The sequence below is a fragment of the Pseudomonas duriflava genome (genome assembly GCF_007830155.1).
In the GTDB taxonomy this organism is placed as follows: Bacteria; Pseudomonadota; Gammaproteobacteria; order Pseudomonadales; family Pseudomonadaceae; genus Chryseomonas; species Chryseomonas duriflava.
The window spans coordinates 43,114-60,032 of sequence record NZ_VLKY01000002.1; the positions used below are offsets into that span (position 1 = coordinate 43,114).

The window sequence follows — 16,919 nt, forward strand, 5'->3', positions numbered from 1 at the left end:
CAAAACATGCAGCCGTAAGCGGCATGCCCGAGAGTAACCAGTCCTGTGAGACGCTTCGTCTTACAGGACTACGCTCAATCGATCCCCAGGCTGTCCCAGAGTTCGTCGACCCGCTTGACCACAGCCTCGTCCTTGACGATCGCCCGTCCCCATTCCCGGTTGGTCTCACCGGGCCACTTGTTGGTGGCATCCAGGCCCATTTTCGACCCTAGGCCTGAAATGGGCGAAGCGAAGTCCAGGTAATCGATCGGTGTGTTGTCGATCATGACCGTATCGCGCTTGGGGTCCATGCGCGTCGTAATGGCCCAGATCACATCGTTCCAATCCCGGGCATTGATGTCATCGTCGGTCACGATCACAAACTTGGTGTACATGAACTGACGCAGAAAGCTCCAGACGCCCAGCATCACTCGCTTGGCATGGCCGGGATACTGCTTTTTCATGGTTACTACTGCCATCCGGTAGGAGCACCCCTCCGGCGGCAGGTAGAAATCGACGATCTCGGGAAATTGCTTCTGCAAAATCGGCACGAATACTTCATTCAATGCTACGCCGAGAATGGCTGGTTCATCTGGCGGACGACCCGTGTAGGTGCTGTGGTAGATAGCATCGCGACGACGGGTAATGCGTTCGATAGTGAATACCGGGAAGCGGTCTACCTCATTGTAATAGCCGGTATGGTCGCCATAGGGACCTTCATCAGCTGTCTCGCCGGGATGGATCACCCCTTCCAGAATGATCTCGGCACTGGCTGGCACCTGTAAATCGTTGCCGATGCATTTCACCAACTCGGTCCGGCTGCCGCGCAAGAGACCGGCGAAAGCATATTCGGATAGTGTGTCCGGCACGGGCGTAACTGCGCCAAGAATCGTCGCCGGGTCTGCGCCCAGGGCAACGGCAACGGGGTACGGTTGCCCTGGATGCTTGGCACACCACTCACGGTAGTCCAGTGCACCACCCCGGTGGCTCAGCCAGCGCATGATGACCTTGTTACGGCCTATCACCTGCTGCCGATAGATGCCCAGGTTCTGCCGCTCCTTATTGGGACCTCTAGTAACGGTAAGACCCCAGGTGATCAACGGTCCAATGTCGCCCGGCCAGCAATGCTGAATCGGCAGCCGAGATAAATCTACCGCCTCGCCTTCCTCGATCACTTCATGACATGGTGCATCTTTCATGACCTTGGGCGCCATGCTGATGACCTTCTTGTAGATCGGCAGCTTTGACCACGCATCCTTGAGCCCCTTCGGCGGCTCCGGCTCTTTCAGAAAGGCCAGAAGTTTGCCGATCTCACGCAGCTCACTGACATCGTCCGCCCCCATACCCAGCGCCACGCGCTCCGGCGTACCGAACAGGTTGCCCAGCACCGGCATGTTGTATCCGGTAGGATTTTCAAACAATAGGGCCGGCCCCTTGCGACGCAAGGTGCGGTCACAGACCTCGGTCATTTCAAGGTTGGGTGAGATAGGCGTCTGAATGCGCTTCAACTCGCCACGCTGTTCCAGGCCGCGGATGAAGTCACGAAGGTCGCGGTAGTGCATGCTGATTCTCGGCAGCGAACGGAAGCAGAAAGTGTACCCCTGTTGGTAAGCGATCTGAAAACGAAAGCCGGAACGCAAACGTAAAAAGGCCGGGTTTCCCCGGCCTTTTTGTCTTACTTACGTTTCATCGAATCGAAGAACTCGTCGTTGGTCTTGGTCTGACGCAACTTGTCGAGCAGGAACTCAATGGCTCCAATTTCTTCCATGGGATGCAGGATCTTGCGCAGGATCCAGATACGCTGTAGTTCTTCCTCACCTGTCAGCAACTCTTCGCGGCGAGTGCCCGAGCGGTTGATGTTAATAGCCGGGAAGACCCGCTTTTCAGCGATCTTACGATCCAGTTGCAGCTCCAGGTTACCAGTACCCTTGAACTCTTCGTAAATGACTTCATCCATCTTCGAGCCGGTGTCTACCAGCGCCGTAGCCAGGATAGTCAGGCTACCGCCTTCCTCGATGTTACGCGCAGCACCGAAGAAACGCTTGGGCTTCTCGAGCGCATGGGCGTCTACACCACCGGTCAGTACCTTGCCGGAGCTAGGAATCACAGTGTTGTAAGCACGAGCCAAACGGGTAATGGAGTCCAGCAGAATGACCACATCCTTCTTGTGCTCGACCAGGCGCTTGGCCTTCTCGATCACCATTTCGGCTACCTGAACGTGGCGGGTCGGCGGCTCGTCGAAGGTGGAAGCAACCACTTCGCCGCGCACGGTGCGCTGCATCTCGGTCACTTCTTCCGGGCGCTCGTCGATCAGCAGAACGATCAAGTGGCACTCGGGGTTGTTACGGGTAATGTTACTGGCGATGTTCTGCAACATCAGCGTCTTGCCCGCTTTTGGCGGGGCGACGATCAGACCGCGCTGGCCTTTACCGATCGGTGCACACAAGTCGATAACACGACCGGTGAGGTCCTCGGTAGAGCCATTGCCCGCTTCCATGATCAGACGCTTGTTTGGGAACAAGGGTGTCAGGTTTTCGAACAGAATCTTGTTCTTGGCGTTTTCGGGTCGATCGTAGTTGATCGTGTCGACCTTGAGCAGGGCGAAATACCGCTCGCCCTCCTTTGGTGGACGGATTTTACCGATGATTGTGTCACCGGTCCGCAGGTTGAAACGGCGGATCTGACTCGGAGAGACATAAATGTCATCGGGCCCGGCCAGGTAGGAGGAGTCCGCACTACGCAGGAAGCCGAAGCCATCCTGCAGAATCTCCAGCACGCCATCACCGGAAATCTCTTCACCGCTTTTTGCGTGTCTTTTCAGCAAAGAAAAAATCACGTCCTGCTTGCGGGAGCGAGCCATGTTTTCCAGGCCCATGGCTTCCGCCATTTCCAACAGTTCCGTGATTGGCTTTTGCTTGAGTTCGGTAAGGTTCATAGGACGTAGCTAACTGAGAAAAGAGGAGGTAAGAAAAATTCAGCTTGAGAGGCTGAGCCGCGGCTAACGACAGATCGCGTTATTTATTCGAATTAAGAGAATGGGCGGCGGCATGCAGAGGGCGACACGAACAATCGGTGTCGTTGCGAGGCCGAATGTAGCACCGACTTCTGTCGGGCGTCTAGTGGAAGTATGAAGAAAAAGCCCCGCAAGGTGCGGGGCTTTTGATCTAAAGCAACAAATCAGATGTTGCTGTCGAGGAAAGCAGCCAGCTGGGATTTGGATAGAGCACCGACCTTGGTTGCTTCAACAGCGCCGTTTTTGAACAGCATTAGCGTCGGAATACCACGAACACCGTACTTAGGCGGCGTATCCTGGTTTTCATCGATATTCAGCTTGCAAACCTTCAGTTTGCCCTGGTAGTCCTTGGCAACTTCATCCAGGACCGGCGCGATCATTTTGCAGGGGCCGCACCATTCAGCCCAATAATCGACCAGCACGGGACCGTCAGCCTTGAGCACTTCTTGCTCGAAGCTGGCATCGCTGACGTTAGTGATGTATTCGCTCATGGACATTCTCCGAATTCGGACACGACAAAAAAAGAACGACCACTATAGCCCCGCCTGCGCTCTACCGAAAGGCAAAAGCCATTAAGTCTTGCTATAGGGACATTTAAAAGACAGTGATTACGTCGATTTACCTAAGATAAGGGCGTTTATTCTATAAACAATCCTAGCCTGCCTGAGGTATCGATACAGACATGAATACGCGCCTTTTTATTGCTTTTTTTACTTTGTTTGCACCAAAAAAGCACAGATAGCTTAAGTCTTCCTGTATCTGGACCTTTGCGAGGCACAGAAAAAGAGCGGCCTGTAAACACGCCGCACTAAAAAGTAAACGAGTGGCATGTCAAATGCACTTACAGGCAGATCCCCCTGCTTGTAGAGTGTCACCATGTTCAAGCGTTGGCCTATTTTTCTTACCCTCACTGCTGGCCTGATGGCTCAGCTTCCGGCCCAAGCTGACCAGTTGGCCGACATTCAAGAACGCGGCACAATCAGGATTGCCGTTCCGCAAGACTTTCCTCCCTTCGGTTCTGTCGGGCCCGATCTCAAGCCACGAGGTCTGGATATCGATACAGCGCATCTGATTGCCGATAAATTGGGTACCACGCTGGTACTGGTACCCGTAACCAGTACCAATCGGATTCCTTTTCTGACCACTGGCAAAGTGGATCTGGTCATTTCCAGTCTAGGCAAGAGCGCCGAGCGAGAGATGGTGATCGATTTCTCCAAGCCCTATGCACCTTTCTTTCTTGGCGTGTTTGGCCCTAAAGACATGAAGATCAGTGCCCCGGCTGATCTTTCCGGAAAAGTGATCGGCGTGACCCGCGGCGGAATCGAGGATATAGAGCTTTCCAAGCAGGCGCCCGAGGACGCGAACATTAAGCGCTTCGAGGATAACAATGCCACGATTGCCGCTTATCTCGCGGGTCAGACCGAATTAATCGCCAGTGGAAGTTCCGTCATGGCGGCTATTGCCGACAAAAATCCTGAGCGTACACCGGTCATGAAGATCACCTTGAAAAACTCGCCTAATTTCGTAGGTCTGAACAAAGGTGAGACGGCCCTGAAAGACAGGGTTAATGCCATCATTGACACAGCCCGTACGGATGGCACCCTAAATGGCGTTTCGCAGCGCTGGTTAGGCCAACCATTGCCCGCTGACATGTAACCGGCATGGCCTATCAATTCGACTTCCAGCCGGTGTTCGCACAAGGCGACCGGCTTCTGCAAGGTGCATTGTTCACACTTGAACTCACAGCGCTAGGCATGCTGTTCGGCATCGGCTTGGGCATTGTTGGCGCCGTGGTCCGAGCCTGGAGAATCAAACCCTTCGACATGTTGTTTGGTGTCTATGTCGAACTGATCCGCAACACACCCTTTATCGTCCAGCTGTTCTTTATTTTCTTCGGCCTGCCCGCGCTCGGGTTGAGGATGAACGAGTGGCAGGCTGGGGCGCTGGCCATGGTTATCAACCTGGGAGCCTATTCCACCGAAATCATTCGCGCCGGTATCGAAGCCGTTCCACGTAGCCAGCTCGAAGCCGCCGCGGCACTGGCCATGAGCCGGATGGAAACTTTTCGTCATGTCGTGCTGCGCCCAGCCTTGGCCAGCGTATGGCCAGCGCTGTCTAGCCAGGTAGTCATTGTGATGCTGGGCTCCGCCGTGTGTTCGCAAATTTCCATAGAGGAGCTGACTTTTGCCGCCAACTTCATCCAGTCGCGTAACTTTCGGGCATTCGAGACCTATCTTGTCACTACACTGTTGTATCTAGTGATGGCGATTCTCATCCGTCAACTTCTGGCCTGGATCGGTCAGCGTTTCGTGATGCGGAGGCGCTGATGGACTTTACCCTTTGGGATATCGTGCGCAACCTGCTGACAGGCCTGCAATGGACCCTGCTGCTGTCGCTCGTGGCATTCATCTGCGGCGGTATGGCTGGATTGGCGCTAGTGTTCGCTCGCCTTTCGCCAATTCAGCCGCTTCGTATAGCGGCGCGGCTATATATCGAGCTGTTCCAGGGCACGCCGCTGCTGATGCAGCTCTTTCTAATGTTCTTTGGGTTATCCCTATTGGGGCTTGAGGTCTCCGCCTGGTTTGCTGCGGCGCTGGCACTCACCCTCTTTACCAGTGCCTTCCTGGCCGAAATCTGGCGCGGCTGCGTCGAAGCCATTCCGCAGGGACAGTGGGAGGCTTCGAGCAGCCTTGCGATGACACGTTTCGAACAGATGCGCCATGTCATCCTGCCACAGGCGCTACGAATCGCCGTGGCCCCTACAGTGGGCTTTTCCGTCCAGGTTGTGAAAGGCACTGCCGTCACGTCCATTATCGGCTTTACTGAATTAACCAAGACCGGCGGCATGCTCGCCAACGCTACGTTCAAGCCGTTCCTCGTGTATGGCCTTGTAGCGCTGGGTTACTTCGTTCTGTGCTATCCGTTGTCATTTGCCGCTCGTCGGCTGGAAAGGAGATTGAATGCGACCGCTGCTTAGGGTTTCAGCCTTGCATAAATACTACGGCGAGCATCATGTGTTGAAAGGCATTGATCTAAGCGTCAAGGAGGGACAGGTTGTAGCCATCATTGGCCGCAGCGGTTCTGGCAAAAGCACCTTTCTGCGAACCCTGAATGGACTTGAGTCAATCAATGACGGGGTGATTGAAGTAGATGGTGAGTACCTCGACGCTGAACGGGTGAACCTGCGCTCGCTACGGCAAAAAGTAGGCATGGTCTTTCAGCAGTTCAACCTGTTTCCTCACCTGACCGTAGGCGAAAACGTCATGCTGGCCCCTCAAGTCGTAAAGAAAACCTCTAAAGATCAGGCCTGTATGGTAGCCCAGCAGATGCTGGAGCGGGTGGGCCTGGGCGAAAAATTCGATGCCTATCCCGAGCGTTTATCAGGCGGCCAGCAACAGCGGGTCGCCATTGCCCGGGCTTTGGCCATGGAGCCCAAGGTATTGCTGTGCGACGAGATCACATCGGCCCTGGATCCAGAATTGGTTACCGAAGTGCTCAGCGTGGTCAAGCAACTGGCTCAGGATGGGATGACCCTGATCATGGTGACCCATGAGATGCGCTTTGCTCGAGAGGTAGGTGATACGCTCGTCTTCATGCATCAAGGCAAGGTGCATGAAACAGGAGATCCTAAAGCACTATTCGCTGAGCCCAAAACCCCTGAACTGGCCCAATTCATCGGCTCAGTGCATTGAGCCAGTGCACAACCGATCGCTTGAGTAGCAACTGACTAGACAATCAGGTTTGGCAGACCTCTGCGATCATGGCACGATTGTCGCCGTTTCCGAATGAGATCGTCAGCATGCCGCACACCTCTGCCGAACCGTTTCCTCTGATTGCAGCCATCGACCTGGGCTCCAACAGCTTTCATATCGTGCGGGCACGGACCGATCACGGCGAGATCCGCATCCTTGAACGGATGGGCGAGAAGATCCAACTAGCCGCCGGACTCGACGAGTCGCGCATGCTCAGCGAAGAGTCGATGGAGCGCGGCCTTGATTGCCTGCGCCGCTTCGCTCAACTGATTACCGGGATGCCCCGTGGCGCCGTCCGAATTGTCGGGACCAATGCCCTGCGCGAGGCCCGCAACCGTAGCGACTTCATCATGCGGGCCCAACACGTACTGGGGCACTCTGTGGAGGTCATTTCCGGTCGTGAAGAAGCCCGCCTGATCTACCTGGGCGTTTCCCACTCCATGCCAGACATGCCAGGCCGTCGTCTGGTGGCCGATATCGGCGGTGGCAGTACCGAATTTATTATTGGGCAGCGCTTCGAGATTCATCAGCGGGAAAGCCTGCAGATGGGTTGCGTGAGCTATACCAAACGCTTTTTTGCCGACGGCAAGATTACCCAGGCGCGTTATGGCCAGGCCTACACGGCAGCACGCCTCGAACTGATGAGTATCGACCAGTCTCTACGCGAAAAAGGCTGGCAGGAAGCCGTTGGCGCCTCGGGCACCATTCGAGCGGTAGCACTGGCTATCCAGGCCGCCGGCCGTGGCAAGGGCGAGGTAAACGCCGACGGCATCGAGTGGCTCAAGCGCAAGATCATCAAGCAGGGCGAGATCGACAAGCTGGAGATCGAAGGCGTCAAACCTGATCGCCGAGCCATCCTGCCGGGTGGACTGGCAATCATGGAAGCCATCTTCAAGGCGCTGGACCTGCAGGAAATGCACCTGTCTGAAGGTGCACTGCGCGAAGGCGTGCTATACGACATGATCGGCCGTCAACACCATGAAGACGTCCGCGAGCGCACCTTGAGCGCGCTGGCGGAGCGTTACCATGTGGACAAGCGCCAGGCCGAGCGTGTAGAGCGGCGCGCCCTCAAAGCATTGGAACAAGTAGCCGAACCCTGGGGGCTGACAAGCGAGGCCTATCGCGAGCTGTTGACCTGGGCCGCGCGAGTTCATGAAATAGGCCTGGATATCGCCCATTACCAGTACCACAAGCATGGCGCCTACCTGATCGAGCATTCGGACCTGCCTGGCTTTTCACGCCGCGACCAGCAAATGCTGGCGCTGCTGGTTCGAGGCCATCGCCGCAACATTCCGCGTGACCGCTTTGCCGAGTTGGGAGAGGAAGAAGGCGAAAGCCTGATCCGGCTGTGCATCCTGCTGCGCTTCGCCATCCTGTTCCACCACATCCGCAGCAATCAGGAGCGGCCTGCTGTCACGCTCAAGGCCGGCCCGCGCAGCCTTGAGGTGTGTTTCCCGGTAGGTTGGCTCGAGCAGAATCCGCTGACCCAGGCAGACTTCGAACAGGAAGCCCAGTGGCTCGAGCGGATCGGCTATCACCTCAGCGTGCGGTAACGCTTGGACTGCTTAGACGCTCCATCAGTGTTGCCTGGACGTTACGTGCGTTCTGGTTCCCTGTTGGGGTAACCCGCTGGTAGCTACCATCCGCTTGCAACACCCAGCTCTGGGTGTTGTCGGTGAGATAGGCTTCCAGCTCCTTCTTTACGCGTGAGATCAGCTTCTTGCCCTCTACGGGGAAGCAGGTCTCCACGCGCATATCAAGGTTACGCTCCATCCAGTCGGCGCTGGACAGGTACATCTTCTCGTCACCGCCATTCAGGAAGTAATAGATTCGGCTGTGTTCCAGGAAGCGGCCAATAATCGAGCGCACCTGAATATTGTGCGAAACACCCGGTACGCCTGGGCGCAGGCAGCACATGCCGCGCACGACCAGATCGATCTTTACACCCGCCTGGCTGGCCTTGTAGAGCGCACGAATGACCTTCGGGTCGGTCAGGCCGTTGACCTTGGCCATGATATGCGCCGGCCGCCCTTCAGCCGCGGCAGACGCCTCGCGGTTGATCATTTCCAGCAGGTTTTTCTTGAGCGTGAACGGCGCATGCAACAGCTTTTTCATGCGCAGCGTCTTGCCCATCCCGATCAACTGGTTAAACAGCTTGTGCACGTCCTCGGTCAACAAGACGTCGGCGGTCAGCAGGCTATAGTCCGTATAAAGCTTGGCATTGCCGGCATGGTAATTACCTGTACCCAAGTGGGCATAACGGCGCAGTTCGCCATTCTCGCGACGCAGGATGAGCATCATCTTGGCGTGGGTCTTGAAGCCTACAACGCCATAGATCACCACCGCACCGGCCTGTTGCAGGCGGCTGGCCAGTTGCAGGTTGGACTCTTCGTCGAAACGGGCCCGCAATTCGATGACAGCTGTGACTTCCTTGCCGCTGCGCGCTGCCTCCACCAAGGCATCAACAATTTCCGAATTGGCACCGCTGCGGTAGAGAGTCTGCTTGATAGCCAGCACGCTCGGGTCCTTAGCGGCCTGACGGAGCAGATCCACTACCGGCGTGAAGGACTCGAAGGGGTGCAGGAGCAGGACGTCAATCTTGCCTAGAACGTTGAACAGGTTTTCTTTCTTCTGCAAAAGCTTGGGAATACTTGGCGTAAGCGGCGGGTTCTGCAGCTCGGGATGGCTGTCGAGCCCGGTTACGCTGAACAACCGCGTCAGGTTGACCGGGCCGTTGACCTTGTACAGCTCGCTCTCGGCCAGGTTGAACTGCTTGAGCAGGTAGTCCGTCAGGTTCTTCGGACAACTCTCAACAACCTCAAGACGTACCGCATCACCGTAGCGGCGAGAGAACAACTCGCCGCGCAAGGCGCGAGCCAGGTCGTCTACATCCTCAGCATCTACCGAAAGGTCGGCGTTACGGGTCAGCCGGAACTGGAAACAGCCCTTGACCTTCATTCCGGGGAACAGATCATCGGCATGGGCATGAATCATCGAGGACAGAAAGACGTAATTGTCGCCTGGCCCGCCAATGTCTTCCGGCAAGCTGATAATACGTGGCAGCGAGCGCGGCGCCGGGATGATGGCCAGGCCAGAGTCGCGGCCAAAGGCATCCATACCCTCAAGCTCAACGATAAAGTTAAGACTTTTGTTAACCAGCAAGGGGAACGGGTGGGTTGGATCCAGGCCGATCGGTGTGATGATGGGAGCGATTTCTTCACGGAAGAACTTACGCACCCATGTCTTGATCTTCATGTCCCAGTTGCGGCGACGGATAAAGCTGATGCGGTGCTTGGCCAGTTCCGGCAGCAGGATATCGTTGAGAATGGTGTACTGCCGCGTCACCTGCTCGTGCACGATGTCGCTGATCCGCGCCAGTGCCTGATGCGGCAGCAGGCCATCGGCGCCGGCCTGCTCACGGGCAAAGGCAACCTGCTTCTTGAGGCCGGCTACTCGGATCTCGAAGAACTCATCCAGGTTGCTGGAAAAAATCAGCAAAAACTTGAGCCGCTCGAGCAGCGGGTAGGACTCATCGAGCGCCTGCTCAAGCACCCGGATATTGAACTGCAACTGAGACAGCTCACGGTGAATGTACAGACTATTGTCATCAACACTGGGGACCGGCAAGGTCGGGGTTTCCGGCACCACTGGTACAGGCATGGTTTCAGTGGTGGGCATGGCGTCGGTCAACGCGGTCTCCTCAGTAAGCAAAGTATGGCTCTCAATGTGTCCCTGGCTGTTCATGGCGGCTCCTGGGAGCGTTAAGGCTCCTGGCGAAGTTGTTGAGCGGCTCGCTTGGCGAAGTAGGTCAGAATGCCATCGGCACCGGCACGTTTGAAAGCAATCAGTGATTCTAGAATCACTGCCTCGGATAGCCAGCCGTTCTGGATGGCAGCCACGTGCATCGCATACTCGCCGCTAACCTGGTAAACGAACGTCGGCACACGAAACTCGTCTTTGACCCGGCGAACGATATCCAAATAGGGCATACCCGGCTTGACCATGACGGAGTCGGCACCTTCGGCCAAGTCCCCCGCCACTTCCTGCAAGGCTTCATCGCTGTTGGCGGGATCCATCTGATAAGTCGCTTTGTTGCCCTTGCCCAAGTTCGCGGCCGAGCCAACGGCATCGCGGAACGGGCCATAGTAAGCGCTGGCGTATTTGGCCGAATAGGCCATGATCTGCACATTATGATACCCAGCCTCTTCCAGGGCGGCCCGAATCGCGCCGATCCGGCCGTCCATCATATCCGACGGGGCCACGACTTGGGCGCCAGCGGCGGCATGGGAAAGGGCTTGCTTGACCAGCACCTCAACGGACACGTCGTTCATGACATATCCGTCTTTATCGAGAATGCCGTCCTGGCCGTGGGTGGTAAACGGATCGAGTGCCACATCAGTAATCACGCCGAGTTCAGGGAACCGTTCACGCAGCGCGCGAGTGGCTCGCTGGGCGATACCGTCCGGGTTATAGGCCTCAGCACCGTCCAGTGATTTTTTTTCAAGCGGTGTCACAGGGAACAGAGCGACGGCAGGGATGCCTAATGCTACGAGTTCAGCCGCTTCTTCCAGCAGCAAATCGATCGATAAGCGCTCGACACCCGGCATGGAAGGAACGCTTTCGCGCCGGTTTTCCCCTTCGAGTACGAACACCGGAAGGATCAGGTCATCGACCGTCAGGGTGTTCTCGCGCATCAGGCGGCGGGAAAAAGCATCCCGACGCTGACGGCGCATACGCGTAGTAGGAAAGGTACGGCTTATAGAAGTGAAACTCACGGTGTACTCCAAGACCCAGGCATGGGCCAGTGTGATGGGTTATAAGGCATTATCATGACCGAATGGTAACAACTGATGACAATAATGCGTGTCTATCGACCCTCTCCAAGACAGACGCTGGTAAGGCTGGCCTTGGCACATCCACTCTTACGGCGGATGTCGAATGCACAGAGCCGGCACCCGAATGCCTTCCCCCCAGCGGCCAACCGGGTTAGGCTGCGCCCTCAATTTGCCCTGTTGTCGTGACGATGCTTCAACAATTCCTTCATGATTTTGGCTACTTCGCCCTGTTCCTCGGCACCTTTTTCGAGGGTGAAACCATTCTGGTCCTGGCCGGCTTTCTGGCCTTTCGTGAATACATGAATATCCAGACGGTTATCATGGTGGCCTTTTTAGGTAGCTATGCCGGTGACCAGCTGTGGTATTTCCTGGGGCGTCGTCACGGTCGAAAGCTGCTCAAACGCAAGCCGCGATGGGAAGCAATGGGCGACAAGGCGCTGGATCACATCCGCCGCCACCCTGACCTGTGGGTATTGAGCTTTCGCTTCGTCTACGGTTTGCGAACGGTCATGCCCGTGGCCATCGGTATGTCAGGCTATCCGCCGGCACGCTATCTGATCCTCAACGGGATTGGGGCTATCGTCTGGGCAACGGTGCTGGGTCTGGCGTCCTATCATTTTGGCGCCGTGCTTGAAAGCGCCCTAGGCAACCTTAAGCGGTACGAGCTAATGGTACTGGGCGGTTTGGTACTGGTCGGCCTGCTTTTGTGGCTATGGCGACGCCTGCGAGCTCCAAAGACCTGATCTAGCCAGCACACCCATCTGACAGCATGCGCTCAAGTCTGCTGTATTTCCGCCGACAACGGGTTATCGATCTCACTCGGTGAGATGCCGTGAGATTATTTCAGTGTCCTTTATTGGCAGGAAGCCCTTTTGTGAGCCTGGAATCATGTTGTTTGCTAGCGATCTACCGGATGGGTTCGTGTCCCTCGGCATGATGCACCACCAGCCGTTGCTGGTTCTTTTATCTTATGTCATCGCAACGGCAGCCGGCTACACAGCCCTCTCGATGGCCACCCTGGCTTCCTCCTCTGCGCTGAACAAGAACCAGACGTTATGGCGCCTTATTGGCGGCTTGTCGCTGGGCAGCGGTATCTGGTCGATGCATTTCGTATCGATGCTGTCCTACGAGGGCCCCGTACCCCTTTATTACAACTACGGCCTTACTGCCGTCTCGCTTGTGATCGCTATGACGGTTTCCTACGTAGTGATCTGCCTAGTGAGTCGCGAATACCTGTCTCCAGGGGAATATAGCCTGGCTTCAATTCTGGCTGGCGTCGGCATCGCCGCCATGCATTACACCGGTATGTACGCTATAGAGTCGGTAGCAAAGCAGGTATACGATCCGGGCCTTTTTGTAGCCTCCATCGTAGTGGCGATACTAGCCTCCCTGGGTGCTCTGATACTGGCGTTCGTACTCCGGAACATGACCGGCCGTTACACCGGCTGGCTTTATGCCGGGGCTAGCCTGATCCTGGGTGGTGCCATTGTCTCCATGCACTTTACCGGAATGGCGGCGCTTACTCTGGTGGTTCCAGAGGGTACCCCTAGCCTAACGCCGACCTCGAACGAGCATGGTTTGTTGATCATTGCCATTACGGTCCTGACCCTTCTGATCATTTGCTCAAGCCTAGCCGCTATGTGGCTGGAAAAGCGTTTCAACGAGCAGAAATCTCAACTAGCCAGGAAGGAATCCGGTGCGCTTAATCAGGTGGCGCTACGCGATCCCTTGACCCACTTGCTTAACGATTACAGCTTCGAGCAGTTTCTGGTCCGGACGTTGAACAGGGCTCAGTCCAATGAGCAGTTTGCCCTGTTCAATCTTGACCTTGATCACTTCAAGCGCATCAATGACAGTCTCGGTCTGAGCGCCGGTGATGATCTCCTGATCCAGGTAGCTCGCCGCGTTTCAGAAATTCTGCCGGATCATTCGGAAATGACACGCCAGGGTGACGAGTTCCGGATACTGGCTCCGTTGAGCGACCCTTCAGATAGCGAAACATTGTCGCTGCGCCTGCTGGAGCAGCTGCGACCGCCCTTTAATCTGAGCGGACAGCAGATCGGCATGACTTCAAGCATTGGCATTGCCCACTTTCCGGAAGATGCTCAGACTGCCAGTGAGCTGCTCAAGAATGCTGGCTTGGCTGTTGGACATTGCAAGCAGAATGGCCGTAACCGCTTCCTGCGCTTCACGCCGGACCTACAGCGACGGGCAGAGGAACTCCTGCACCTGGAGCAAGACCTACGGCAGGCCCTTGCCGAAGGAGGATTGGAAGTTCATTACCAGCCAATCGTTTCCAGCGATGCCCAGCAGGTGATCGGGCTTGAAGCGCTGGTCCGCTGGCGGCACCCTACCCTTGGCCCCGTAAGTCCTGATCGCTTCGTACATGTGGCCGAGCAAAGTGGCCAGATCGGTGAGCTGGATGGCTGGGTCATGCGGCGCGCCTGTCAGGATCTGAAAATCTTGCACGACCTGGGGCACACGCAGTTGCGCGTTGCGGTGAACTGCTCTCCGCTCAACCTGACCAATCGGGGCCTGTTGGCCTCTGTGGAAGGCGCCTTGCGCCAGGCTGGATTGCCCGCCCGTGCGCTGACGCTGGAGCTGACCGAAAACGCACTGATGCATAATTTGAACATTGCCATTGAGTTGCTCGAGCGGATTCGTACCCTTGGCGTGAAGGTATCCATTGACGACTTTGGCAGCGGCTATTCGTCCCTTGCGTATCTCAGCAAGCTGCGCGTGGATACCCTTAAAGTCGACCGGGCTTTCGTACGAGACATTCCTGGTCAACAGACCGATATGGACATTACCGCGGCAATCATTGCCATGGCGCACAAGCTTCAGCTGAAAGTTGTGGCGGAAGGCGTTGAGACACCCGAGCAGTTGGCCTTCCTGCGGGAAAACCAGTGCGACTACATCCAAGGCTATTTTTTCAGTAAACCCCTAGCCCTGCTGCCCTTGCAGGTCTGGTTAAGCAAGTTTGAGAAAGCGGCCGACATGGCCAGTCAGTCTCAACACTTGCCTGTCTGAACCAAATCGCCGCCGCCCCGCTGGCCAAGCAGGCGGCGCACTTATTGCCCTTCCCTCGGCCTTCGCGCTGAACTTCTGCGTCTAATCCGCCTCTCTGAGCAAGCACGTCACTAAAAGACAAATGCTCAGCGGGGGGACGCCATGAAACGGATCAATGCTGGCACTGTTGTCGTTATCACGGGTGCATCGAGTGGGATTGGCCGCGCTACGGCCCATGCCCTTGCCGAGCAGGGAGCCAGGCTGCTGCTGGCCGCTCGCCGCAAGGAGATGCTGGAGGATGCAGTAGAGGAATGCCGTGCACGGGGTGGTGTCGCGTTTGCCATTGCCACCGATGTAACGCGTGAGGAAGAGGTCGAACATCTGGCACGCGAGGCCATCCTTCGCTTCGGCCGTATCGATGTCTGGTTCAATAATGCAGGCGTGGGTGTTTTCGGCCAACTGAACGATATTCCGTCCGAGGTATGGCACCACGTCATCGAAACCAACCTGTTCGGTTACGTGTATGGGGCCAAAGCCGCACTGCGGCAATTCCGTGCTCAAGGGCATGGCGTTCTGATCAACAATGCCTCTATTGTCGGGCGCCTGGCCAAACCCGATTCAACAGCGTACGCCACGAGCAAATTTGCCATTCGTGGCTTTTCCGAGTGCCTGCGCCAGGAGCTGCTGGATCAACCGGACATCCATGTCTGCACGCTCTTGCCATCCGTTATCGACACGCCCTTTTTCGAGCATGCTGCCAACTTCAGCGGGCAGCGTGTCCGTGCCGCACCTCCCGTCTATGATCCGGAAAAAGTCGCCCGCACCGTCATCGGGCTGGTAAGGCGCCCGCGAGCCGAAGTCATCATCGGTGGGTCAGGACGTACAGCCAGCCTGCTAAAGCGCCTAATGCCAAGCCTGATGACTCGTATCAATGGCCGAGCACTGCATCGGGGATTCCTGGCCGAGGAGCCGAGCGACGACACCACAGGAGCCGTACTCGAGCCCATGCGTGACGGGCGTACCGTTTACGGCGACTGGCGCAAGGGGCCAAACAATGGCGGTGTGCCCTCGCTGGTGCTATTGGTGGCGATCGGTCTTCCGCTCGGTCTGCTAGCCTGGCGGCGGTGTAACGCTTCCCGATCAAAAGACCTTGGGTCCTTCTAGCAGGCGCAGGGCCTTTATCCAAGGAGCACACTCATGACTGAACACACCTTGCTCGTTTTGTCCGGCGGTAACGCGCTCGGTGCCTATGAAGCGGGCGCCTATGAGACTTTGCATGCTCAGGGACTCCATCCCGAGCGGATCGTGGCGGTTTCCACCGGTGCCATCAATGCGGCCCTGATTGCCGGCAATCCGCCGGAAAAGCGGGTTGAACGCCTACGCGGCTTCTGGTCTTCCGCCATGCGCGAAACCCCTGGCTGGCCGATGATGTCAACTCATTGGCCGCTGGCCTGGGACAGCAACCGGGCCCGTGCCTTACAGTCCACGGCATTGGGCAGCCCTGCGATTTATCACCCACGTTTTCCCGGCATGCTCTCGATGTTTCCAGGCATGCCGATGGATACCAGCGTTTATGATCTGGCGCCGCTGCGTAAAACCCTTGAGCAATCGGTCGATTTTGGCCGCCTGAACAGTGGAGAAATACGCTTAACCGTGGTTGCCGTCGATATGTGCAGCGGAGAGGAGATACGCTTCGACACCACCGAAGCCCCTCTTGAGATGGATCATCTGCTAGCCAGCTGCGGGTTCGTTCCCTTCTTCTCACCTGTATCGGTCGGGGACCGTTTGGTGGTTGACGGCGGCCTGGCCTCGAACCTGCCCCTGGAAGCGGCCCTGGCGGAGCCCTTTGCCAAGGATCAACTGTGTATTGCCATCGACCTGTTCAGGCGGCGTAGCCAAGGCTTGCGCACCGTAGGGCAGGCTATGGACCGTCAACTTGAACTGTTATTGTCCACCCAGACCTGCCGGGCGCTGGCAGGCTTGAAGCAGGCTCATGCCCTACGGCGGCACCTGCGCCTGTTGGGGGAACGGCTTCCAGAATCCGAGCGGGCCGATCCGGCACTGGCGCAAGCCTTGGCCGAAGGTGCCAAGATTGAGGCAGCAACGACCCTGCTTCTGCTTAACCATGCCTGTGTAACACATGATGCCGAGATGCGAGCCTTCGACTTTTCCCGACCGGCTCTAACCGAGCGCTGGGACTGCGGCCGTTCGGACATGGCGCATGCCCTGGAGGCGCTGGGTAGCCAGCGGGCCGGGCCGGGCGAATTCATGGTACAGGCCTTTAGTGGGTGCGAGCCCCTGGACATGAGTGGCGTAGGGCCGGCCTAAGCC

General features: G+C 56.8%; 14 protein-coding genes. 9 read left to right on the forward strand and 5 right to left on the reverse strand.

What is annotated here, in order from left to right; translation table 11 throughout:
- Positions 1-74: 74 nt before the first annotated feature.
- The 3 genes from ubiD to trxA form a co-directional block, all read right to left on the reverse strand.
- Positions 75-1,541: a 4-hydroxy-3-polyprenylbenzoate decarboxylase gene (gene ubiD / locus IQ22_RS02650; RefSeq protein WP_145137702.1), complete on the reverse strand. Its 1,467-nt coding sequence runs from the start codon at positions 1,539-1,541 to the stop codon at positions 75-77.
- A gap of 113 nt (positions 1,542-1,654) precedes the next feature.
- Positions 1,655-2,914 (reverse strand): transcription termination factor Rho, encoded by a 1,260-nt coding sequence (gene rho, locus IQ22_RS02655; protein ID WP_145137705.1) that lies wholly within the window; start codon positions 2,912-2,914, stop codon positions 1,655-1,657.
- 242 nt (positions 2,915-3,156) lie between these two features.
- Entirely contained in the window at positions 3,157-3,483 is a 327-nt protein-coding gene (gene trxA, locus IQ22_RS02660; protein WP_145137708.1) for a thioredoxin TrxA, read from the reverse strand.
- Between the two features lie 385 nt (positions 3,484-3,868).
- Here trxA and IQ22_RS02665 point away from each other — a divergent pair, with 385 nt between their 5' ends.
- From IQ22_RS02665 to ppx, 5 genes are all read left to right on the forward strand, one after another.
- Positions 3,869-4,648 (forward strand): transporter substrate-binding domain-containing protein, encoded by a 780-nt coding sequence (locus IQ22_RS02665; RefSeq protein ID WP_145137711.1) that lies wholly within the window; start codon positions 3,869-3,871, stop codon positions 4,646-4,648.
- 5 nt (positions 4,649-4,653) lie between these two features.
- Positions 4,654-5,319, forward strand: coding sequence for an amino acid ABC transporter permease (locus IQ22_RS02670; RefSeq protein WP_145137713.1), 666 nt, complete (start codon positions 4,654-4,656; stop codon positions 5,317-5,319).
- Positions 5,316-5,969, forward strand: a complete 654-nt coding sequence (locus tag IQ22_RS02675; RefSeq protein WP_208733600.1) for an amino acid ABC transporter permease — start codon at positions 5,316-5,318, stop codon at positions 5,967-5,969. Before IQ22_RS02670 ends, IQ22_RS02675 begins: the two co-directional genes overlap by 4 nt.
- Complete coding sequence (locus IQ22_RS02680; RefSeq protein ID WP_145137719.1) at positions 5,953-6,684, forward strand: amino acid ABC transporter ATP-binding protein; 732 nt, start codon at positions 5,953-5,955, stop codon at positions 6,682-6,684. The genes IQ22_RS02675 and IQ22_RS02680 overlap by 17 nt, the downstream gene beginning before the upstream one ends.
- A gap of 107 nt (positions 6,685-6,791) precedes the next feature.
- Complete coding sequence (gene ppx / locus IQ22_RS02685) at positions 6,792-8,297, forward strand: exopolyphosphatase (protein WP_145137722.1); 1,506 nt, start codon at positions 6,792-6,794, stop codon at positions 8,295-8,297.
- Here ppx and ppk1 read toward each other — a convergent pair.
- Positions 8,284-10,422: a polyphosphate kinase 1 gene (gene ppk1, locus IQ22_RS02690; protein WP_244308926.1), complete on the reverse strand. Its 2,139-nt coding sequence runs from the start codon at positions 10,420-10,422 to the stop codon at positions 8,284-8,286. The two genes, ppx and ppk1, sit on opposite strands and share 14 nt — an antisense overlap.
- An 83-nt stretch (positions 10,423-10,505) precedes the next feature.
- Positions 10,506-11,519 carry a porphobilinogen synthase gene (hemB, locus tag IQ22_RS02695; RefSeq protein WP_145137728.1) on the reverse strand — a complete coding sequence of 338 codons (1,014 nt, stop codon included), beginning with the start codon at positions 11,517-11,519 and terminating at the stop codon, positions 10,506-10,508.
- Between the two features lie 248 nt (positions 11,520-11,767).
- On the opposite strand from hemB, the gene IQ22_RS02700 reads away from it, so the two are divergent.
- From IQ22_RS02700 to IQ22_RS02715, 4 genes are all read left to right on the forward strand, one after another.
- A complete protein-coding gene (locus IQ22_RS02700) occupies positions 11,768-12,322 on the forward strand; it encodes a DedA family protein (protein ID WP_145137731.1) in 555 nt (184 codons plus the stop codon).
- A 145-nt stretch (positions 12,323-12,467) separates the two neighbouring features.
- Positions 12,468-14,609 (forward strand): putative bifunctional diguanylate cyclase/phosphodiesterase, encoded by a 2,142-nt coding sequence (locus IQ22_RS02705; protein ID WP_145137734.1) that lies wholly within the window; start codon positions 12,468-12,470, stop codon positions 14,607-14,609.
- Between the two features lie 141 nt (positions 14,610-14,750).
- Positions 14,751-15,752, forward strand: a complete 1,002-nt coding sequence (locus IQ22_RS02710; protein ID WP_145137737.1) for an SDR family oxidoreductase — start codon at positions 14,751-14,753, stop codon at positions 15,750-15,752.
- Between the two features lie 33 nt (positions 15,753-15,785).
- Positions 15,786-16,916, forward strand: a complete 1,131-nt coding sequence (locus tag IQ22_RS02715) for a patatin-like phospholipase family protein (protein ID WP_145137740.1) — start codon at positions 15,786-15,788, stop codon at positions 16,914-16,916.
- Positions 16,917-16,919 lie beyond the last annotated feature (3 nt).